Here is a 16,531-nt window from a genome sequence, read left to right on the forward strand (position 1 = left end):
AGTTACGACATGGTTTCTGCTAGACTGGAGATAATGTCGTGTCACCATCATCATCCTCCAGACCGAAGCAAGGATTGGCAAGCCTGGCGACTTACGCACTGGCGCTTCTGATCCTGCTTTTCGGCCTTTATTTTGTCATTTTCGGCTCATGGCTCATTCTGCTGGGTGGGTCCTGGTATTACACCCCCTGCGGACTCCTTCTCTGCATTTCCGGCATCTATCTCTTCCGCCAGAGCCCCACAGGAGCATGGAGCTATCTTCTCGCCTGGGCCCTGACAATTCCCTGGACGATCTATGAGGTCGGTTTCAATTTCTGGGGATGGTTGCCGCGCCTCTTCGGGCCCACCCTGCTGGCGGTTGCCGTTGTTGCCTGCCTGCCTCACCTTCTCCGCAACCAGAAGGAACACTACAATGCGTAACCAGTCTTACCTTCTCGGTATCCTTCTGGGTGGCACCATCCTTGGCACCTCGCTCCCGGTCCATGTGGCCCATGCCCAGATTCCTCCCTCGCTGGAAACCCCCGGCCCGGACAATGACAGCGAAGCGCAGACGAGCTCCAGCATCTACCACGACCCTGAGCCGGGTACCCCCCAGCCAACAGGCGTCAATGCCGCCAACCTGCCGGATATTGATGAGCTCCCCATCGACCAGCTCCCCCAGGCCGTCCCTCAGGAGAGTGCCAATCCCAAAGCTGAGGACTGGCCTGCCTATGGGCGTGATGACCAGGCGACACGCTATTCTCCGCTGACACAGATCACGCCGGAAAATGTCAGCAGACTGCAACGGGCGTTCGTCTACCATACCGGCAGCCTCCCTCCCAAAGGGAAGGCCAACAAGTGGGCTGCAGAAACCACGCCGATCAAGGTGGGTGATTCCCTGTATCTCTGCTCCGCCACGAATGACATGATGCGTGTCGATGCCGCTACGGGGCAGGAGAAATGGCACTTCCATGCCCATGAAAGCTACGATGCCATTCCCTATACGGCGGCCTGCAAATCCGTCACCTACTACACGTCATCCACCGCAGCGGATGGGCAGCCCTGCCATAACCGCATCATTGAATCGACACTGGACAACAGGCTGATTGCTGTTGATGCCGAAGATGGCAAGCTCTGCGAGACTTTTGGCCATGGCGGGCAGGTCAATCTCATGCAGGGCATGGGCTGGTCCGTCCCCGGTTTCGTGGCCATGACAACAGCTCCGCCCATCGTCAATGGCGTGATCGTCGTCAATCATGAAGTGCTTGATGGCCAGCGCCGCTGGGCACCATCAGGCGTCATCCGGGGATATGATGCCGAAAGTGGGAAGTTCCTCTGGGCTTGGGATGTCAATAATCCGGACAACCACCACCAGCCGGACAAGGACCATTATTACAGCCGTGGAACACCCAATTCCTGGGCGGCCATGACGGGCGACAATGCCCTGGGGCTGGTCTATGTGCCCACAGGCAACTCTGCGGTTGACTATTACAGCGCCATGCGCAGCGATGCGGAAAACAAGGTGTCATCCGCCGTGGTGGCGCTTGATGTCCGCACGGGTGAACCCCGGTGGGTCTTCCAGACCGTCCACAAGGATGTCTGGGATTACGACATTGGTTCCCAGGCAACGCTGTTCGACTATCATGCCGATGACGGAAGCATCATCCCGGCCCTCATCATGCCTACAAAACGGGGCCAGACCTTCATCCTCGACCGTCGGACAGGCAAGCCGCTGCCAGACTTCCCCGTTGTGGAAAAACCGGCTCCCAGCCCGGGCTTCGTCCAGGGTGATCCACGGGCTCCAACGCAGCCGTGGTCTGTCGGGGTTCCCCGTCTTGGCTTCCCGGAGCTGACAGAAGCCGCCACATGGGGCATCTCACCACTGGACCAGCTGGCCTGCCGCATCAAATTCCGTCGGGCCCATTATGTCGGCGAGTTCACACCGCCTACCATCAAGCAGCCGTGGCTGGAATACCCCGGCTATAATGGGGGCAGTGACTGGGGCAGCATCTCCTATAACCCGCAGACGGGCATCCTGCTGGCCAACTGGAGCAGCCTGCCCATGTATGACCAGCTCGTCAGCCGCAAGAAAGCTGACAAAATGGGGCTGATTCCCATTGATTCACCCCAGTTCAAAGCTGGCGCTGGTGGGGCTGAAGGTAACGGGGCACAGGCGCAGACTCCCTATGGAATTGTCGTCACCCCGTACTGGAACAGCTTCACCCAGATGATGTGCAATGTGCCGCCCTATGGGATGGTCACCGCCATTGACCTCAAAGCGCACAAGGTCCTGTGGCAGAAGCCGCTTGGTTCGGCCCGTGCCAATGGCCCGTGGGGCATCGCCTCGCACCTGCCGCTGACAATCGGTACGCCCAACAATGGCGGTCCTGTCATGACGGCTGGCGGTGTCGCCTTCATCGGAGCATCGACCGATAACCAGATACACGCCATTGACCTCAAGACAGGCAAGACGCTCTGGACTGACGTGCTGCCCGGTGGGGGACAGGCCAACGCCATGACCTATGCCGTCAATGGTCGGCAATATGTCGCCATCATGGCCGGGGGGCATCACTTCATGCGCAGCCCGGTGTCTGATGCGCTGGTTGTCTATGCTCTGCCAGAGGCAGACAGCAAGTAACCCTGGGATCGTGCCGGTTGCATGAAAAAATCATGTAACCGGCATGTCCAGTGTATCAACCTGAGTTCCCTGACCAAATATATGGGTTGATCTTGTCAATCCGTTTTTATCCGAAACGTGTATCCCCATGGCTTCCTGATATTTTCTGGTCAACTGGAGATGGAACTGTGTCTTTTCTCTCTTATCCCAATGAAAAACCCAAAGGCGCAGATATAGCCATCTGGGCATTTGCCCTGCTGATTCTGCTTTTCGGGCTTTATTTCGTCATTTTCGGCTCATGGCTCATTCTGCTGGGTGGGTCCTGGTATTACACCCTCTGCGGACTGCTCCTCTGCCTCTCAGGCATCTATCTTTTCCGCCAGAGCCCTGTGGGTGCCTGGACCTATCTTCTCGCCTGGGCCCTGACAATTCCCTGGACGATCTACGAGGTCGGTTTCAATTTCTGGGGATGGCTGCCGCGCCTCTTCGGGCCCACCTTGCTGGCCATCGTGGTCGCTGCTTTTCTTCCCCGTCTCCTCCGCAACCAGAAAGTCACTCCCGATGCGTAATCAAGTCCGTCTTCTTGGTCTCCTTCTGGGAGGTACCATCCTTGGCACATCACTATCCGCCGTAAAAGCCCAGGAGGCCGCCTCCCCCAGCACGTCTCACGAGACGGCACCTGCGGAGGAAACGGTTTCCACCATCTATCATCCCCCTGCTCCCAACACACCCCAGGCCACAGGCGTCAATGCCGCCAACCTGCCGGATATTGATGAGCTCCCCATCGACCAGCTTCCCCAGGCCGTCCCTCAGGAGAGTGCCAATCCCAAAGCTGAGGACTGGCCTGCCTATGGGCGGGACGACCGGGCCACACGCTATTCCCCGCTGACCCAGATCACACCGGAGAATGTCAGCAGGCTGCAACGGGCGTTCGTCTACCATACCGGAGTCCTGCAACCAAAAGGCAAACTGAATCGACTGGCGCCGGAAACGGCCCCCATCAAGGTGGGGGATTCCCTGTATCTCTGCTCCGCCACGAATGACATGATGCGTGTCGATGCCGCTACGGGGCAGGAGAAATGGCACTTCCATGCCCATGAAAGCTACGATGCCATTCCCTTCACCTCTGCCTGCAAATCCGTCACCTACTACACGTCATCCACCGCAGCGGATGGGCAGACCTGCCATAACCGCATCATTGAGGCCACGCTGGACAACCGGATGATCGCCGTTGATGCCGAAGATGGCAAACCGTGCGAGGCCTTTGGCCATGGCGGGCAGGTCAATCTCATGCAGGGCATGGGCTGGTCCGTGCCCCGTTTTGTTGGGGTGACCAGTCCGGTTCCCATCATCAATGGCGTGATCGTGGTCAATCATGAAGTGCTGGACGGTCAGCGCCGCTGGGCACCATCAGGCGTCATCCGGGGATATGATGCCGAAAGTGGGAAGTTCCTCTGGGCTTGGGATGTCAATAATCCGGACAACCACCACCAGCCGGACAAGGACCATTATTACAGCCGTGGAACACCCAATTCCTGGACGGCCATGACGGGCGACAATGCCCTGGGGCTGGTCTATGTCCCCATGGGCAATTCCTCGGCTGACTATTACAGCGCCATGCGCAGCGATGCGGAAAACAAGGTGTCATCCGCCGTGGTGGCGCTTGATGTCCGCACGGGCGAACCCCGGTGGGTCTTCCAGACCGTCCACAAGGATGTCTGGGATTACGACATTGGTTCCCAGGCAACGCTGTTCGACTATCATGCCGATGACGGAAGCATCATCCCGGCCCTCATCATGCCTACAAAACGGGGCCAGACCTTCATCCTCGACCGTCGGACAGGCAAGCCGCTGCCAGACTTCCCTGTCGTGGAAAAACCGGCCCCCGCCGGTGTCATGAAGGATGATCCCCGTACGCCGACGCAGCCATGGTCTGTCGGGGTTCCCCGCCTCGGTTTTCCAGACCTGAAGGAATCGGACATGTGGGGCGTCTCGCCGCTAGACCAGCTGGCCTGCCGCATCAAGTTCCGTCGGGCCAGTTATGTTGGCGAGTTCACACCCCCTTCCCTCAAAAAGCCATGGATTGAATCCCCCGGCTATAATGGGGGCAGTGACTGGGGCAGCATCTCCTATAACCCGCAGACGGGCATCATGCTGGCCAACTGGAACAATGTTCCCATGTACAACCAGCTTGTGAACCGCAAAACGGCGGACCAGCTGCGACTGATCCCTGTGGATGTTCCCGAATACACGCCACGCCATGGCATGACAGCCGGCAATGCCGCCCAGGCTGAGACGCCGTATGGCACTCTGGTTGGTCCCTTCTGGAACGAATTCACGAGGGTAATGTGCAACGCACCTCCCTACGGCATGCTCACCGCCATTGATCTCAAGGCACACAAGGTTCTGTGGCAGCGGCCCTTCGGCTCGGCCCGTGCCAATGGTCCATGGGGGCTGCCGACAGGTCTGCCCATCGAAATCGGCACGCCAAACAATGGCGGGTCTGTCATGACGGCTGGCGGTGTGGCCTTCATCGGGGCGTCAACCGACAACCAGATCCACGCCGTCGACCTCAAGACAGGCAAGACACTCTGGACGGACGTGCTGCCCGGTGGAGGACAGGCCAACGCCATGACCTATGCCGTCAATGGTCGGCAATATGTCGCCATCATGGCCGGGGGGCACCACCTCATGGGGACACCTGTTTCCGATCAGCTGGTTGTCTATACCCTGCCAGAGCAGGCAACAAAATGATCTGCTCCCTCTGGCTGTCTGCTTCTCCGGGCAGCCAGAGGGCCTGAGAGATTTAATCAAAACTGAAAATATCAAAAAAGCGGAGAGCCATCCGGCACCCCGCTTCATCATGTGTCTCTGGCCCAAAGAGCGAAGGACAGCATCAGGCCATGTTGTGGCTTCAATGTGGCCTGGTTGGAGGGCAGTTACAGCCACGCGTAGGCGCAGCCGAACGCCGGACGATGTGATGATCTATCCACTCCGAGACGAGCAGCCGGGCTTCTGGCAGGGACGATTCTGGATGATGGATGCGATACAGGGTTGTGCAGGCAGCAAAAATACTCATCTCGCTTTGCCCCATATCATGCAGCTCCTGATAAGCTGTAATTACGGCGCGTTCGCATTTGCGACCAATGTGCCCGGTGTCGATTTTCATATCCCATAACCCCTACAATACCCTGTTTTCCCCAGGAAAAACCTCCATCAGGAAAGGCGGGCCACTACCATCAGCCCTACCAATAACAGAATAAAGCGTCACCAATAAGAGAATGGGCAAAAAAGACATCTTTGCCCTACCCCTCCTTCCTTCTAACGGGTAGATGTCTCCAAAGGAACCATTTTTCGAGATTACGGAGAGAATAATGCCTGCATCTGGCACAGCATCAAATCTGGGCATCCGCCCCACACAGTGGGACCGTGATGCTGCGCTGACAACGGCGCGCATTCTTCTGGAAATCAAAGCCATCAACTTCCGGCCCAGCGAGCCTTACACGCTGACATCCGGCTGGAAATCCCCCGTCTATATCGACTGCCGCAAGATCATCTTCTTCCCCCGCGCCCGCAAGAAACTGATGGAACTGGCCGTTGAAAAAATTGGCCGCCACATCGGCTATGAAAGCATTGATGCTGTCGTGGGCGGTGAGACGGCAGGTATTCCCTTCTCCGCTTGGATTGCTGACCGGCTGATGACACCAATGGCCTATGTGCGCAAGAAGCCTAAAGGCTTTGGCCGCAATGCACAGATTGAAGGTGACGTGCCAGAGGGCATGCGCACCCTGCTGGTAGAGGACCTGACAACAGACGGCGCCTCCAAGATCCGTTTTGCCAATGCCCTGCGTGAAGCAGGTGCCATCGTGGATCACACCTTTGTCGTCTTCTTCTACGGCGTCTTCCCCGGCGCCCAGAAAACCCTTCAGGACATGGGCATCAGCCTGCATGCACTCTGCACCTGGTGGGATGTACTGGAAGCCTGCGCCGATGGTCAGTATTTCTCTGCCGAAGACAGCGCAGAAGTTCGCCGCTTCCTTGAGGACCCATGCAGCTGGTCCAAAGCCCATGGCGGTGTCGGCAGCGCAGAAGAAGCTCTTGCCTTCAAACGGGGCTGACCGTTTCACACCCAGCCTGAAAAGGACGATGAAAGGAGGGCAACCTTTCTCTCCTTTTCAGGCCCCACCATCACGTCTCAGCGGATACGCCCATGCCTGCACCATCCTCTCCCCGCATTCTGGTCTTTGATTCAGGCATCGGCGGGCTGGGTGTTGTTCAGGCGCTGCGCAGTCTGGCCCCTTCCCTGACAATAGACTACCTCGCCGATACGGCCCTGTTTCCCTATGGGGAACAGCCGGATGATATCCTGCGGGAGCGCATTGCCGACCTCGTCTGCAAGGCTTGCGATACACTGGAACCGGCTCTGGCCATCATTGCCTGCAACACGGCCAGCACCCTGGCACTGCCCATATTACGGGAGCGGCTCGATCTGCCTGTCGTAGGCTGTGTCCCGCCCATCCGCTGGGCCGGACGGGTCTCTGCCAACCGCACCATCGGTCTGCTGGCTACAAGCGCCACGGCACGACGCCCCTATCTCAAACAGCTTCATGACGAATTTGCTGCCGATTGCCGACTGCTCATACATGGCTCCCGCCATCTGGCCAATCTGGCCGAGCGGGCTTTTCGGGGCGAGCAGCTGGATCCGGCTGAAGTGCAGCAGGAACTCGCATGCCTCTTTCAGCAGCCCGGTGGAAATGACATTGACGCTGTTGGGCTGGGCTGCACGCACTATACGTTTCTGCTACCCTACTTCCAGCGCCTCGGCCCTGCGGGCATCATGTGGCTGGACCCCGCCCCCGCCGTCGCCCAGCAGGCCCTCCGGCGGTTATGTGATGTAACGGAAGCCTCGCTTCCCGCCAGCCCGTCCAGCCCAGCGGACCGCTTCTTCCTGACAGCTCATCCACAGAACGGAGAGGAGCTTGCCAGAAACATCGCCTGGCTGGGATTCGCCAATGGCTGGGACGTTTTTTCTTAACGGGCCCGCTCGACCGTATAAAGCACCGTCTCACGCAACAGATTTTTCAACCCGCTCTCCGGGAAACAGGACAACGCCTCCACGGCCTGCGCCGCATAATCCCGGGCCTTTTCAATCGTCTTACGGATGGCATCCCTCCGGGCAATGATCTCCAGAGCATGAGGCAGATCAGCCTCTGTCTGCTCATTATCCTCGATCACACGTTTCCAGAACTGACGTTCTTCCTCCGTACCCTGCTCATAAGCAGCCAGCACCGGGAGCGTGATCTTCCCTTCACGGAAATCATCCCCGACCGTCTTCCCCAGCACCTGCTGATCCGCTGCATAATCCAGCGCATCATCCACAAGCTGGAAGGCCATACCCAGGCTGGTTCCGTACTGCTCCAGCGCCAGCTCAGCCTCACGACCATGCCCGGCCACGACGGCGCCTACCCGACAGGCCGCCGCAAACAGGGCCGCCGTCTTGCCATGGATGACCTCCAGATAACGCTCTATCGGGGTAGAAAGATCATTCTGGGTGGACATCTGGAGAACTTCACCTTCAGCAATCGTTGCCGAAGCAGCTGAAAGAATGGCCATGACCTCCAGCGATCCATCCGCCGTCATGAGCTGAAACGAGCGGGCAAACAGGAAGTCCCCCACCAGCACGGAAGCCTTGTTGCCAAAAAGGGCATTGGCAGAGGCCATGCCACGCCGCAGCGTGCTTTCATCCACCACATCATCATGCAGCAGCGTTGCTGTATGGATGAACTCTACACAGGCCGCCAGGCCGATATGGCGTGTTTCCCCCTCCTTCTCCCCATAACCACAAAGACGGGCAGAAGCGAGCGTCAGCAATGGACGCAGCCTCTTTCCACCAGCCGCCACGAGATGCGCTCCCAGCTGGGGAATCAACGGAACAGAGCTCTGCATCCTGTCAATGATGGCCTGATTGCAGGCTGTCATGTCATCGGCCAGATAGGCGGAAAGGGCCTTCAGGGCGTCTTCCCCTTTGACCTCTCTACCCGCAGCCTCACCGCCAGATACAGTGTTGGGCTCTGATGAGGAAGAAACCAAAACGCACAACTCCAGTTCTCCCTGCTCCAGCACGCTGGAGCAGACAGTCTCGGGCGGCTGCCTTTCCTCCGGGATACGTCTTCTCAGAACGTATGGCCGGGCAGAACGCAGCCCATACCCCTATTAGAAAATACTTCCGTCCATATGAGCAGCAAAGCAGGCCCGGTCAAGACAGCCCTATCATAAACCATTCAGATAACGGGTAATTTCCCTGCTTTCCTCTCAGGAGAACACACCACTTTCGAAGGCATCTTCCCACGTACCCTGCGTGGAAGCACGGGAATATTCAGTCGCACGATTCTCGAAGAAATTCGTATGTTCCACCGCATTGAGCATGTCATCCACCCATGGCAGCGGATTTTCCTCGATGCCATAGATCGGGTCCAGACCAAGCTGGATCAGCCGGCGATCAGCAATGAAGCGGATGTAGCGCTCCACCTGCCCGGCAGACAGGCCCTCCACAGGCCCCATTTCGAAGGCCAGTTCGATGAAGGCATCCTCGTGGGCGACTGTCTGACGGCAGATTTCCACCAGTTCAGCCCGGAATTCTTCCGTCCAGAGTTCCGGATTTTCCCGAATGAAGGTGCGGAAAAGCCGGATCATGGAGAGGCAGTGCAGCGTTTCATCACGCACGGACCATGAAACGATCTGTCCCATCCCCTTCAGCTTGTTGAAGCGGGGGAAATTCAGCAGGATGGCAAAAGACGCAAACAGCTGGAGACCCTCCATGAAGGCTCCGAAGGCTGCCATCGTCTTGGCAACATCCCGCTTGCTGTTGATGTTGAAGGACTGCATGAAATCATACTTGTCCTTCATTTCCTTGTATTTCAGAAAGGCGGAATACTCCGTCTCCGGCATCCCGATCGTATCCAGCAGGTGGGAATAGGCCGCAATATGGATGGTCTCGATGTTCGAGAAACAGGAGAGCATCATCAGGACTTCGGTCGGCTTGAAGACCTGACTGTAATACTTCATGTAGGCGGAGTTCACTTCCACGTCCGCCTGCGTGAAAAAGCGGAAAATCTGCGTGACGAGATTCTGCTCGGCCTCTGAAAGTTTACGGTGCCAGTCCTTCACATCCTCGGCCAGCGGAACTTCCTCCGGCAGCCAGTGCAGACGCTGCTGGGTCAACCAGGCATCATAGGCCCAAGGGTAGCGGAATGGCTTGTAAACCGGGTTTTCAACCAGAAGATTGGCCTGCTCGGCCGCTTCCGGGGCCGGCGGCAATGGAGTGCCATCTGTCATCTCGCGAAACCTTTTTCCCTTGAGACACAGCCCTTCCAGGCTGAATCCCTCCAATATCCAGAGATGAGGCCATGCCGGGCAGGCCCCACCTCACACCCTCCGCCTTACTGGCAGGAGAGACATTCCTCATAACTCCCGGCACCACTCTCCGCATGGCGTGGCGTAGCCTGCGGAAGATGATCGTCATCCCCCTCCATGATGTCACGCTTCACGGCAACATTGGACACCGTATCGGCCCTCTGGATGGAAAGGGAGCGGCAATAATACAGCGATTTGACGCCCTTCTTCCATGCCTCGTAATGGATGCGGACAAGGTCACGCTTGTGCACATCCGCCGGCAGGAACAGATTGACCGACTGCGACTGGCAGATGAACGGAGCACGGTCGGCAGCATGCTCAATCACCCAGCGCTGGTCAATCTCGAAGGCTGTTCTGAAAACATCCTTCTCATCCTGTGTCAGGAAATCGAGATGCTGTACGGACCCCTTGCTCAATGTGATGGAAGACCAGACCTCATCCGTATCCCGCCCATACTTCTGGAGCAGCTTCGCCAGATGGCGGTTCCGCACCGTGAAGGAGCCGGACAGTGTCTTCTGGAGAAACACGTTGGCACTGATGGGATCAATCCCCGGGCTGGCATTGCCCGCAATGATGGAAATGGACGCTGTCGGCGCCACGGCCATCCTGTTGGAGAACCGTTCCTGAAAACCATATTCTTCAGCATCCGGACACGGGCCCCGTGTCTTTGCCAGCTCGCGGGATGCCTCAGCCGTCTGCTTCGAGATATGCTCAAAGAACTTCTTGTTCCACACCTTCGCCATGACACTACCAAAGGGCACCATCCTGGACTGAAGGAAGGAATGGAAACCCATCACACCCAACCCGACCGACCGCTCCCGCATGGCGGCATAACGGGCATGGGCCATGTCGTCCGGCGCATTGTCGATGAAGTCCTGCAACACATTGTCGAGGAACAGCATCACATCCTTGATGAAGTGCGGGTCATCTTTCCATTCATCCCAATATTCCAGATTCAGGGATGAAAGACAGCAGACAGCCGTACGGGTCTTGCCATGATGGTCAATCCCCGTCGGCAGGGTGATCTCGGCACAGAGGTTGGAGGTCTTCACCTCCAGCCCTGCCAGCCTGTGATGTTCCGGCCGGGCACGGTTCACCGTGTCCGAAAACACGATGTAGGGCTCGCCCTGTTCCATGCGTGCTGTCAGAAGGCGTATCCACAGGCCACGGGCCGACACCTTGCGAATGACGCTATGATCCTTGGGGGAAACGAGTGGCCATTCCTCATCACCCGCCACGGCCCGCATGAAATCGTCCGTCAGCAGCACACCATGATGCAGATTGAGGGCCTTGCGGTTGGGATCACCACCAGTGGGACGGCGCATCTCGATGAATTCTTCAATCTCGGGATGCCAGATAGGCAGATAAACTGCAGCGGAACCACGCCGCAGGCTGCCCTGGCTGATGGCGAGCGTCAGGCTGTCCATCACCCGAATAAAGGGAATCACACCGGATGTTTTACCATTCCGGCCGATATTCTCCCCGATAGACCGCAGATTGCCCCAATAGGAACCAATCCCCCCTCCTTTGGCAGCCAGCCAGACATTCTCATTCCAGAGCCCGACAATCCCCTCGAGACTGTCCTCCGATTCATTGAGAAAACAGGAAATCGGAAGACCACGATTCGTCCCGCCGTTGGAAAGAACAGGTGTGGCTGGCATGAACCAGTGCTGGGACATGTAATCGTAAATACGCTGTGCATGCCCCTCATCAGCTCCATACCGGGATGCCACGCGCGCAAACAGCCCCTGATATGTCTCACCTTCCAGCAGGTAGCGGTCATCCAGAGTGGCACGACCGAAGTCTGTCAGGCGCTCGTCACGTTCCGGCGTCGTCCGCACAGGCGGATGCCCCGGCAGCTGAACAACATTGGGGAAGAGCTCGGGTTCTTCTGTCCCACCCAACGGGTGAGCGAACGTCTGCGCATCATGCATGGTCATGAATCGAGCCCCTCATTTCGGCATCATTTTCGGCTTAAACAGTCCTCCCATCTCCCATGGATGAAGGGCATATTTCAAGGCTTGTTTTTCGTCAGGTTTTATGCATTTTCGCATATATAGGGTTAACCCGTTCACAATGAACACTATATATTGTAACGAGCTCTCACCCTTCCTGCTGAATAACAACAGTTTTCAGAGCCACCCACATTGGGCATGGTTACGCAGCAACTGGTCCGCCAGGATGCAGGCCATCATGGCCTCGGCCACCGGTACGGCCCGGATGCCGATGCAGGGGTCATGCCGCCCCTTTGTCCGGACATCCACCGCCTCACCATCCCGCGTGATGCTCGGTACGGGCAGCAATATGGAGCTGGTTGGTTTGATCGCCATGCGGGCCACGATAGGCTGCCCCGTGGAGATACCCCCCAGAATACCCCCGGCGTGATTGCTGAGAAATACAGGCTCCATCGGATTATCGGAGGGACGGATGGGATCCGCATTTTCCTCGCCATGGAGGGCGGCAACCCCCATGCCATCACCAATCTCGACCGCTTTCACACCATTGATACCCATGAGGCCGCCAGCCAGTTCGGAGTCCAGCTTGCCATAAACAGGCGCCCCCAGCCCGGCAGGAACGCCTTCCGCCACGACCTCCAGCGTCGCACCGATGGAGGATCCGGACTTTCTCACCTCTTCCAGCTGCTCGCTCCACGCCGGAACGATTCCCGCATCTGGAGAGAAGAACGGATTCCGTTCCACCTCATCCCAATCCCAGCGTTCCCTGTCCACGGACTGCCCACCAATACCCGTAAGGGCACCACGGATGAGCAGCTGCGGCCCGACAAGCTCCCGCAGGATGACCCGTGCCACGGCTCCCGCTGCGACACGCATGGCCGTCTCCCGTGCGGAAGACCGCCCGCCACCACGATAGTCACGGATGCCGTACTTCAGATCATAGGCAATATCTGCATGGCCAGGCCGATACTGCCGGGCAATCTCCCCATAATCCCGGGACCGCTGATCCGTATTCTCAATCATCAGGGAAATGGGGGTGCCCGTCGTCTGCCCCTCAAACACCCCGGAGAGAATCCGCACCTCATCCGGTTCACGCCGCTGCGTCGTATAACGGGACTGACCCGGCCGCCTCTTCTCCAGCCAGGGCTGAATGTCATCCTCCGACAGTTTCAGGCGTGGCGGACAGCCATCAATCACGCAGCCAATCGCTGGACCGTGGCTCTCTCCCCATGTCGTAACACGTAGCAGACGCCCAAAACTGTTTTCAGACATTATTCTTATTCCCCAGAGGAGAGGCTCATGTCGGGAGCTTCCGGGTTCTTCATGCCAATGATGTTGTAACCGCAATCCACGTGATGCACCTCACCCGTCACACCGCTGGAAAGATCTGACAGCAGATACAGGCCGGAACCACCGACATCCTTCAGGGACACATTGCGCTCCATCGGAGCATTGACCTGATTCCAGCGCAGGATGTAGCGGAAGTCCCCGATGCCATTGGCTGCCAGTGTCATGATCGGTCCGGCAGAAATGCCGTTCACACGGATATCATCACGACCCAGATCCACCGCCATGTAACGGACGGAGGCTTCAAGTGCTGCCTTGGCAACACCCATCACATTATAATGCGGCATGACACGCTCTGCCCCCAGATAGGTCAGGGTCAGCAGGGAGCCACCGGCATTCATCATGGCCGCAGCCCGACGGGCCACTGCCGTGAAAGAGAAGCAGGAAATATCCAGCGCCTGGAGGAAAGCCTCACGGGGGGTATCCACATAGCGCCCGCGCAGATACTGCTTGTCAGCCCAGCCAATGGCATGAACGACAAAGTCGATCTTGCCCCAGGCCTTCTCGACCTCATCGAACGTGGCATTGATGGCAGCGTCATCACTCACATCACAGGGCAGGACCATGGTGGACCCCACACTTTCTGCCAGCGGACGTACACGCTTGCCCAGAGCCTCACCCTGATAGGTGAAGGCGATTTCAGCCCCCTGGTCCGCACAGGCCTTGGCAATGGCCCAGGCAATGGAGTTCTTGTTTGCCACACCCATGACAACACCACGCTTGCCAGCCATGAGTGTTCCCTTGGCTGTTTCCTGCTGCGTGTGCGCTTCCGTTTCTGACATGGTCAGCCCCCTTGAGGATAATCCTGGATATATAATAAGTGGGTCATCTCGTCGCACAAGGCTGGCCACTCGGCAAGGCCCTCCCGTCACGAGGAAAACGTTTTTACGCTTCCCTCTGCGTTGTGCTGGGGAGATGATGCGAAAATGCACCACCCGTGCCGCATGGAACACGCAATGGGCCGTTACCCTTCCTTCACGCCTCTGGCCGCCCCCCTTCTCACAATATGGTCGCTGATCGGCCATGCCGCCATGCCATGGCTCCGCCGTCATGCCCGCAAAAGGCTGCAGCAGGGCAGGGAAAACAGAACCCGCCTGCCGGAACGTTTCGCCCGGGCAGGAATGCCCCGCCCCTCCCATGACGGACCGCTCCTTTGGGTTCATGCTGCCAGTGTGGGAGAAAGCCGGTGCATCCTGCCTGTTGTCAGTCAGCTTCTGGCAGACAGCCCCAAGCTGACCATCCTCATGACAACAGCCACCCTGACCGGTGGAGAAACGGTCGCCGCCCATCCGGCCAGTCACACGGGGCGGCTGATCCATCAGCTCATCCCCTATGATGCCCCGCATCTCCTTGAGCGTTTCATGGCATACTGGCAACCGATCGGGCTGGTTCTTACGGAAAGTGAACTCTGGCCGGGCCTGCTCTGCCTGAGCCGACAAAAAAAACTGCCTGTCATGCTGCTCAATGCACGTCTCTCGCCCCGTTCTGCCGCACGCTGGCGGTGGGCATCACCCCTGCTGCGCCACCTCCTGGAAGCCTGCCACTGGATCATGCCCCGAAGCATGGATGATGCGCAGGCTTTTGCCCGATTCGGAATCGGGCCACTCCTGCCCCCGGCGGATCTGAAAGAAGATTCGCCCCCTCTGCCCTTTGATGCATCCGAGGCTGTCACCCTGCGCAGGCAACTTGGGGAACGCTCCATTTTTGTGGCGGCTTCCACGCATCCGGGCGAAGAAGAGATCATCATTGCAGCCGCCCGGCAGGCCAAAAAAGAACGCCCTGACCTGCTCACCGTCATCATCCCCCGTCATCCTGAAAGAGGCAAAGAACTGGCCCAGACCCATCAGGCTCCCTGCCGTTCCAAGGGACAGGTTCCTGGAGGTGGGGATGATGTATGGATCATCGACACGCTGGGAGAAGTCGGCCTCTTCTTTCAGCTTGCCGAGCGGGTCTTCATCGGCAATTCCCTTGTCCCACCCGGAGGAGGCCACAACCCTCTGGAATCCCTCCATTTCCGCCGCCCTACGGCCATCGGTCCATACATGCAGAACTGGACAGCACTCTGCGCCCGTCATGCAGGCTCACTCCATCCTGTTGAGCATCAGGAGGCACTCGCACGCTGGCTGAAAGCCCGCCATCTTCCCAGCCCCAGGCCCCCTCAGCAGAATCAGGCAGGCAGGCAGGCAATTCGCCTTATTAAGGACACAATTTTGACTAAAAAGTCATTTTGATGAAATTGACGGCCCCTTCTTTCTGGCAGACCCCTGCCCCGACCATGCTTTCCAATCTTCTTTTGCCTTTCAGTAAAGTGACGGGGTTCGTCGCCAGGCAACGTCAGACCCAGCCTTCACTCAGGCTGCCCGTTCCTGTTCTATGCTGTGGAAACATCACCGTAGGCGGAACTGGCAAAACGCCCATGAGCCTCCATCTGCTCCAAAAGCTGATCCAGAGAGGACGGACTCCCCATGCCCTAACCCGTGGTCACGGTGGCCGGTCCAAAAAGACAGGACTGATCTCCCCCACACTGGACAGGGCCGTTGATGTCGGCGATGAAACCATCCTGCTGGCCCGCCTTGCCCCCACATGGCGAGGACCGGACCGCAGAGCCAATGCCCTGCGGGCCATCGAAGCAGGGGCAGACTGCCTGGTCATGGATGACGGTCTACAGGACCCTTCCCTCCACAAAGACCTCTCCCTGCTGGTCATTGACGGTCCGGCGGGGCTGGGCAACCAGCGCCTGCTTCCTGCCGGGCCATTGCGGGAATCACTTCCTGATCTCCTGCCCCGGCTACACGCCACTGTCATCCTCGGTGACGACCGCCAGCATATCGCCGGGCAGCTGCCTCCGTCCCTTCCTGTCCTGAAAGGAACCCTCTCCCCTGGCACCGCCATCCAGAAGCTGCGGGGCTATCAGCTCATTGCCTTTGCCGGGATCGGTCGCCCCCAGAAATTCTTCTCCACCCTTCAGGATGCAGGCCTTACCCTGTTGCGGACTCTCACATTCCCTGACCATCACATCTACTCGGCCCGTGAACTGAAGAAACTGGCCCAGCTGGCCCATATGCCAGAGACCGTTCTGGTCACGACGGAAAAAGATTTTGTAAAACTGCCCCCACTCTTCCAGAATTTCGTGGTTAGCCTTGATGTTGAACCCCGATGGAGCAACCCTAGGCTGATGGATGAACTTCTTGACCACTTTCTGGCAGAGTAACTGCCCCTCT

14 protein-coding genes are annotated in these 16,531 nt (G+C 58.1%); 8 read left to right on the plus strand and 6 right to left on the minus strand.

The features are described 5' to 3' along the window. Positions 1–38 precede the first annotated feature (38 nt). From J8Z04_RS02440 to J8Z04_RS02455, 4 genes are all read left to right on the plus strand, one after another. Positions 39–419 carry a hypothetical protein gene (locus tag J8Z04_RS02440; RefSeq protein WP_052349052.1) on the plus strand — a complete coding sequence of 127 codons (381 nt, stop codon included), beginning with the start codon at positions 39–41 and terminating at the stop codon, positions 417–419. Further along, entirely contained in the window at positions 412–2,616 is a 2,205-nt protein-coding gene (locus tag J8Z04_RS02445; protein WP_192848230.1) for a pyrroloquinoline quinone-dependent dehydrogenase, read from the plus strand. The genes J8Z04_RS02440 and J8Z04_RS02445 overlap by 8 nt, the downstream gene beginning before the upstream one ends. 167 nt (positions 2,617–2,783) lie before the next feature. Continuing rightward, complete coding sequence (locus J8Z04_RS02450; protein WP_227431441.1) at positions 2,784–3,164, plus strand: glycerol dehydrogenase; 381 nt, start codon at positions 2,784–2,786, stop codon at positions 3,162–3,164. Continuing rightward, positions 3,157–5,349, plus strand: a complete 2,193-nt coding sequence (locus tag J8Z04_RS02455; protein WP_103765563.1) for a pyrroloquinoline quinone-dependent dehydrogenase — start codon at positions 3,157–3,159, stop codon at positions 5,347–5,349. Before J8Z04_RS02450 ends, J8Z04_RS02455 begins: the two co-directional genes overlap by 8 nt. A gap of 160 nt (positions 5,350–5,509) precedes the next feature. Here J8Z04_RS02455 and J8Z04_RS09385 read toward each other — a convergent pair whose 3' ends face one another. Continuing rightward, on the minus strand, positions 5,510–5,764 hold the full coding sequence (locus J8Z04_RS09385; RefSeq protein ID WP_081563192.1) for a hypothetical protein: 255 nt from the start codon (positions 5,762–5,764) through the stop codon (positions 5,510–5,512). Positions 5,765–5,969: 205 nt separating this feature from the next. Here J8Z04_RS09385 and J8Z04_RS02460 point away from each other — a divergent pair, with 205 nt between their 5' ends. Together J8Z04_RS02460 and murI are read left to right on the plus strand one after the other, a co-directional pair. Continuing rightward, positions 5,970–6,713, plus strand: coding sequence for an orotate phosphoribosyltransferase (locus J8Z04_RS02460; RefSeq protein WP_052349051.1), 744 nt, complete (start codon positions 5,970–5,972; stop codon positions 6,711–6,713). Positions 6,714–6,805: 92 nt separating this feature from the next. Then, entirely contained in the window at positions 6,806–7,630 is an 825-nt protein-coding gene (gene murI, locus J8Z04_RS02465; protein WP_081847702.1) for a glutamate racemase, read from the plus strand. Here murI and J8Z04_RS02470 read toward each other — a convergent pair. From J8Z04_RS02470 to fabI, 5 genes are all read right to left on the minus strand, one after another. Then, entirely contained in the window at positions 7,627–8,694 is a 1,068-nt protein-coding gene (locus tag J8Z04_RS02470) for a polyprenyl synthetase family protein (RefSeq protein WP_373364575.1), read from the minus strand. The genes murI and J8Z04_RS02470 overlap by 4 nt on opposite strands. A 213-nt stretch (positions 8,695–8,907) precedes the next feature. Continuing rightward, positions 8,908–9,930: a ribonucleotide-diphosphate reductase subunit beta gene (locus J8Z04_RS02475; protein WP_043560023.1), complete on the minus strand. Its 1,023-nt coding sequence runs from the start codon at positions 9,928–9,930 to the stop codon at positions 8,908–8,910. A gap of 104 nt (positions 9,931–10,034) precedes the next feature. Continuing rightward, positions 10,035–11,942, minus strand: a complete 1,908-nt coding sequence (locus J8Z04_RS02480; RefSeq protein WP_373364576.1) for a ribonucleoside-diphosphate reductase subunit alpha — start codon at positions 11,940–11,942, stop codon at positions 10,035–10,037. Between the two features lie 198 nt (positions 11,943–12,140). After that, positions 12,141–13,235, minus strand: a complete 1,095-nt coding sequence (gene aroC / locus J8Z04_RS02485; protein WP_103765565.1) for a chorismate synthase — start codon at positions 13,233–13,235, stop codon at positions 12,141–12,143. Positions 13,236–13,240: 5 nt separating this feature from the next. After that, positions 13,241–14,092 carry an enoyl-ACP reductase FabI gene (gene fabI / locus J8Z04_RS02490; protein ID WP_043560018.1) on the minus strand — a complete coding sequence of 284 codons (852 nt, stop codon included), beginning with the start codon at positions 14,090–14,092 and terminating at the stop codon, positions 13,241–13,243. A 174-nt stretch (positions 14,093–14,266) separates the two neighbouring features. Here fabI and J8Z04_RS02495 point away from each other — a divergent pair, with 174 nt between their 5' ends. Next, entirely contained in the window at positions 14,267–15,541 is a 1,275-nt protein-coding gene (locus J8Z04_RS02495) for a 3-deoxy-D-manno-octulosonic acid transferase (protein ID WP_192848231.1), read from the plus strand. 44 nt (positions 15,542–15,585) lie between these two features. Continuing rightward, entirely contained in the window at positions 15,586–16,521 is a 936-nt protein-coding gene (lpxK, locus tag J8Z04_RS02500; protein WP_232086360.1) for a tetraacyldisaccharide 4'-kinase, read from the plus strand. The last annotated feature ends 10 nt before the right edge of the window (positions 16,522–16,531 follow it).

The organism is Bombella apis (assembly GCF_018221685.1).
Taxonomy (GTDB): Bacteria; Pseudomonadota; Alphaproteobacteria; order Acetobacterales; family Acetobacteraceae; genus Bombella; species Bombella apis.

Coding starts and splice junctions, on each gene's coding strand:
- fabI (WP_043560018.1), bottom strand. CDS start 14,092: ATGTCAGAAACGGAAGCGCACACGCAGCAGGAAACAGCCAAGGGAACA.
- J8Z04_RS02495 (WP_192848231.1), top strand. CDS start 14,267: ATGGGCCGTTACCCTTCCTTCACGCCTCTGGCCGCCCCCCTTCTCACA.
- J8Z04_RS02445 (WP_192848230.1), top strand. CDS start 412: ATGCGTAACCAGTCTTACCTTCTCGGTATCCTTCTGGGTGGCACCATC.
- J8Z04_RS02475 (WP_043560023.1), bottom strand. CDS start 9,930: ATGACAGATGGCACTCCATTGCCGCCGGCCCCGGAAGCGGCCGAGCAG.
- J8Z04_RS02480 (WP_373364576.1), bottom strand. CDS start 11,942: ATGCATGATGCGCAGACGTTCGCTCACCCGTTGGGTGGGACAGAAGAA.
- lpxK (WP_232086360.1), top strand. CDS start 15,586: ATGCTTTCCAATCTTCTTTTGCCTTTCAGTAAAGTGACGGGGTTCGTC.
- J8Z04_RS02460 (WP_052349051.1), top strand. CDS start 5,970: ATGCCTGCATCTGGCACAGCATCAAATCTGGGCATCCGCCCCACACAG.
- J8Z04_RS02455 (WP_103765563.1), top strand. CDS start 3,157: ATGCGTAATCAAGTCCGTCTTCTTGGTCTCCTTCTGGGAGGTACCATC.
- aroC (WP_103765565.1), bottom strand. CDS start 13,235: ATGTCTGAAAACAGTTTTGGGCGTCTGCTACGTGTTACGACATGGGGA.
- J8Z04_RS09385 (WP_081563192.1), bottom strand. CDS start 5,764: ATGAAAATCGACACCGGGCACATTGGTCGCAAATGCGAACGCGCCGTA.
- murI (WP_081847702.1), top strand. CDS start 6,806: ATGCCTGCACCATCCTCTCCCCGCATTCTGGTCTTTGATTCAGGCATC.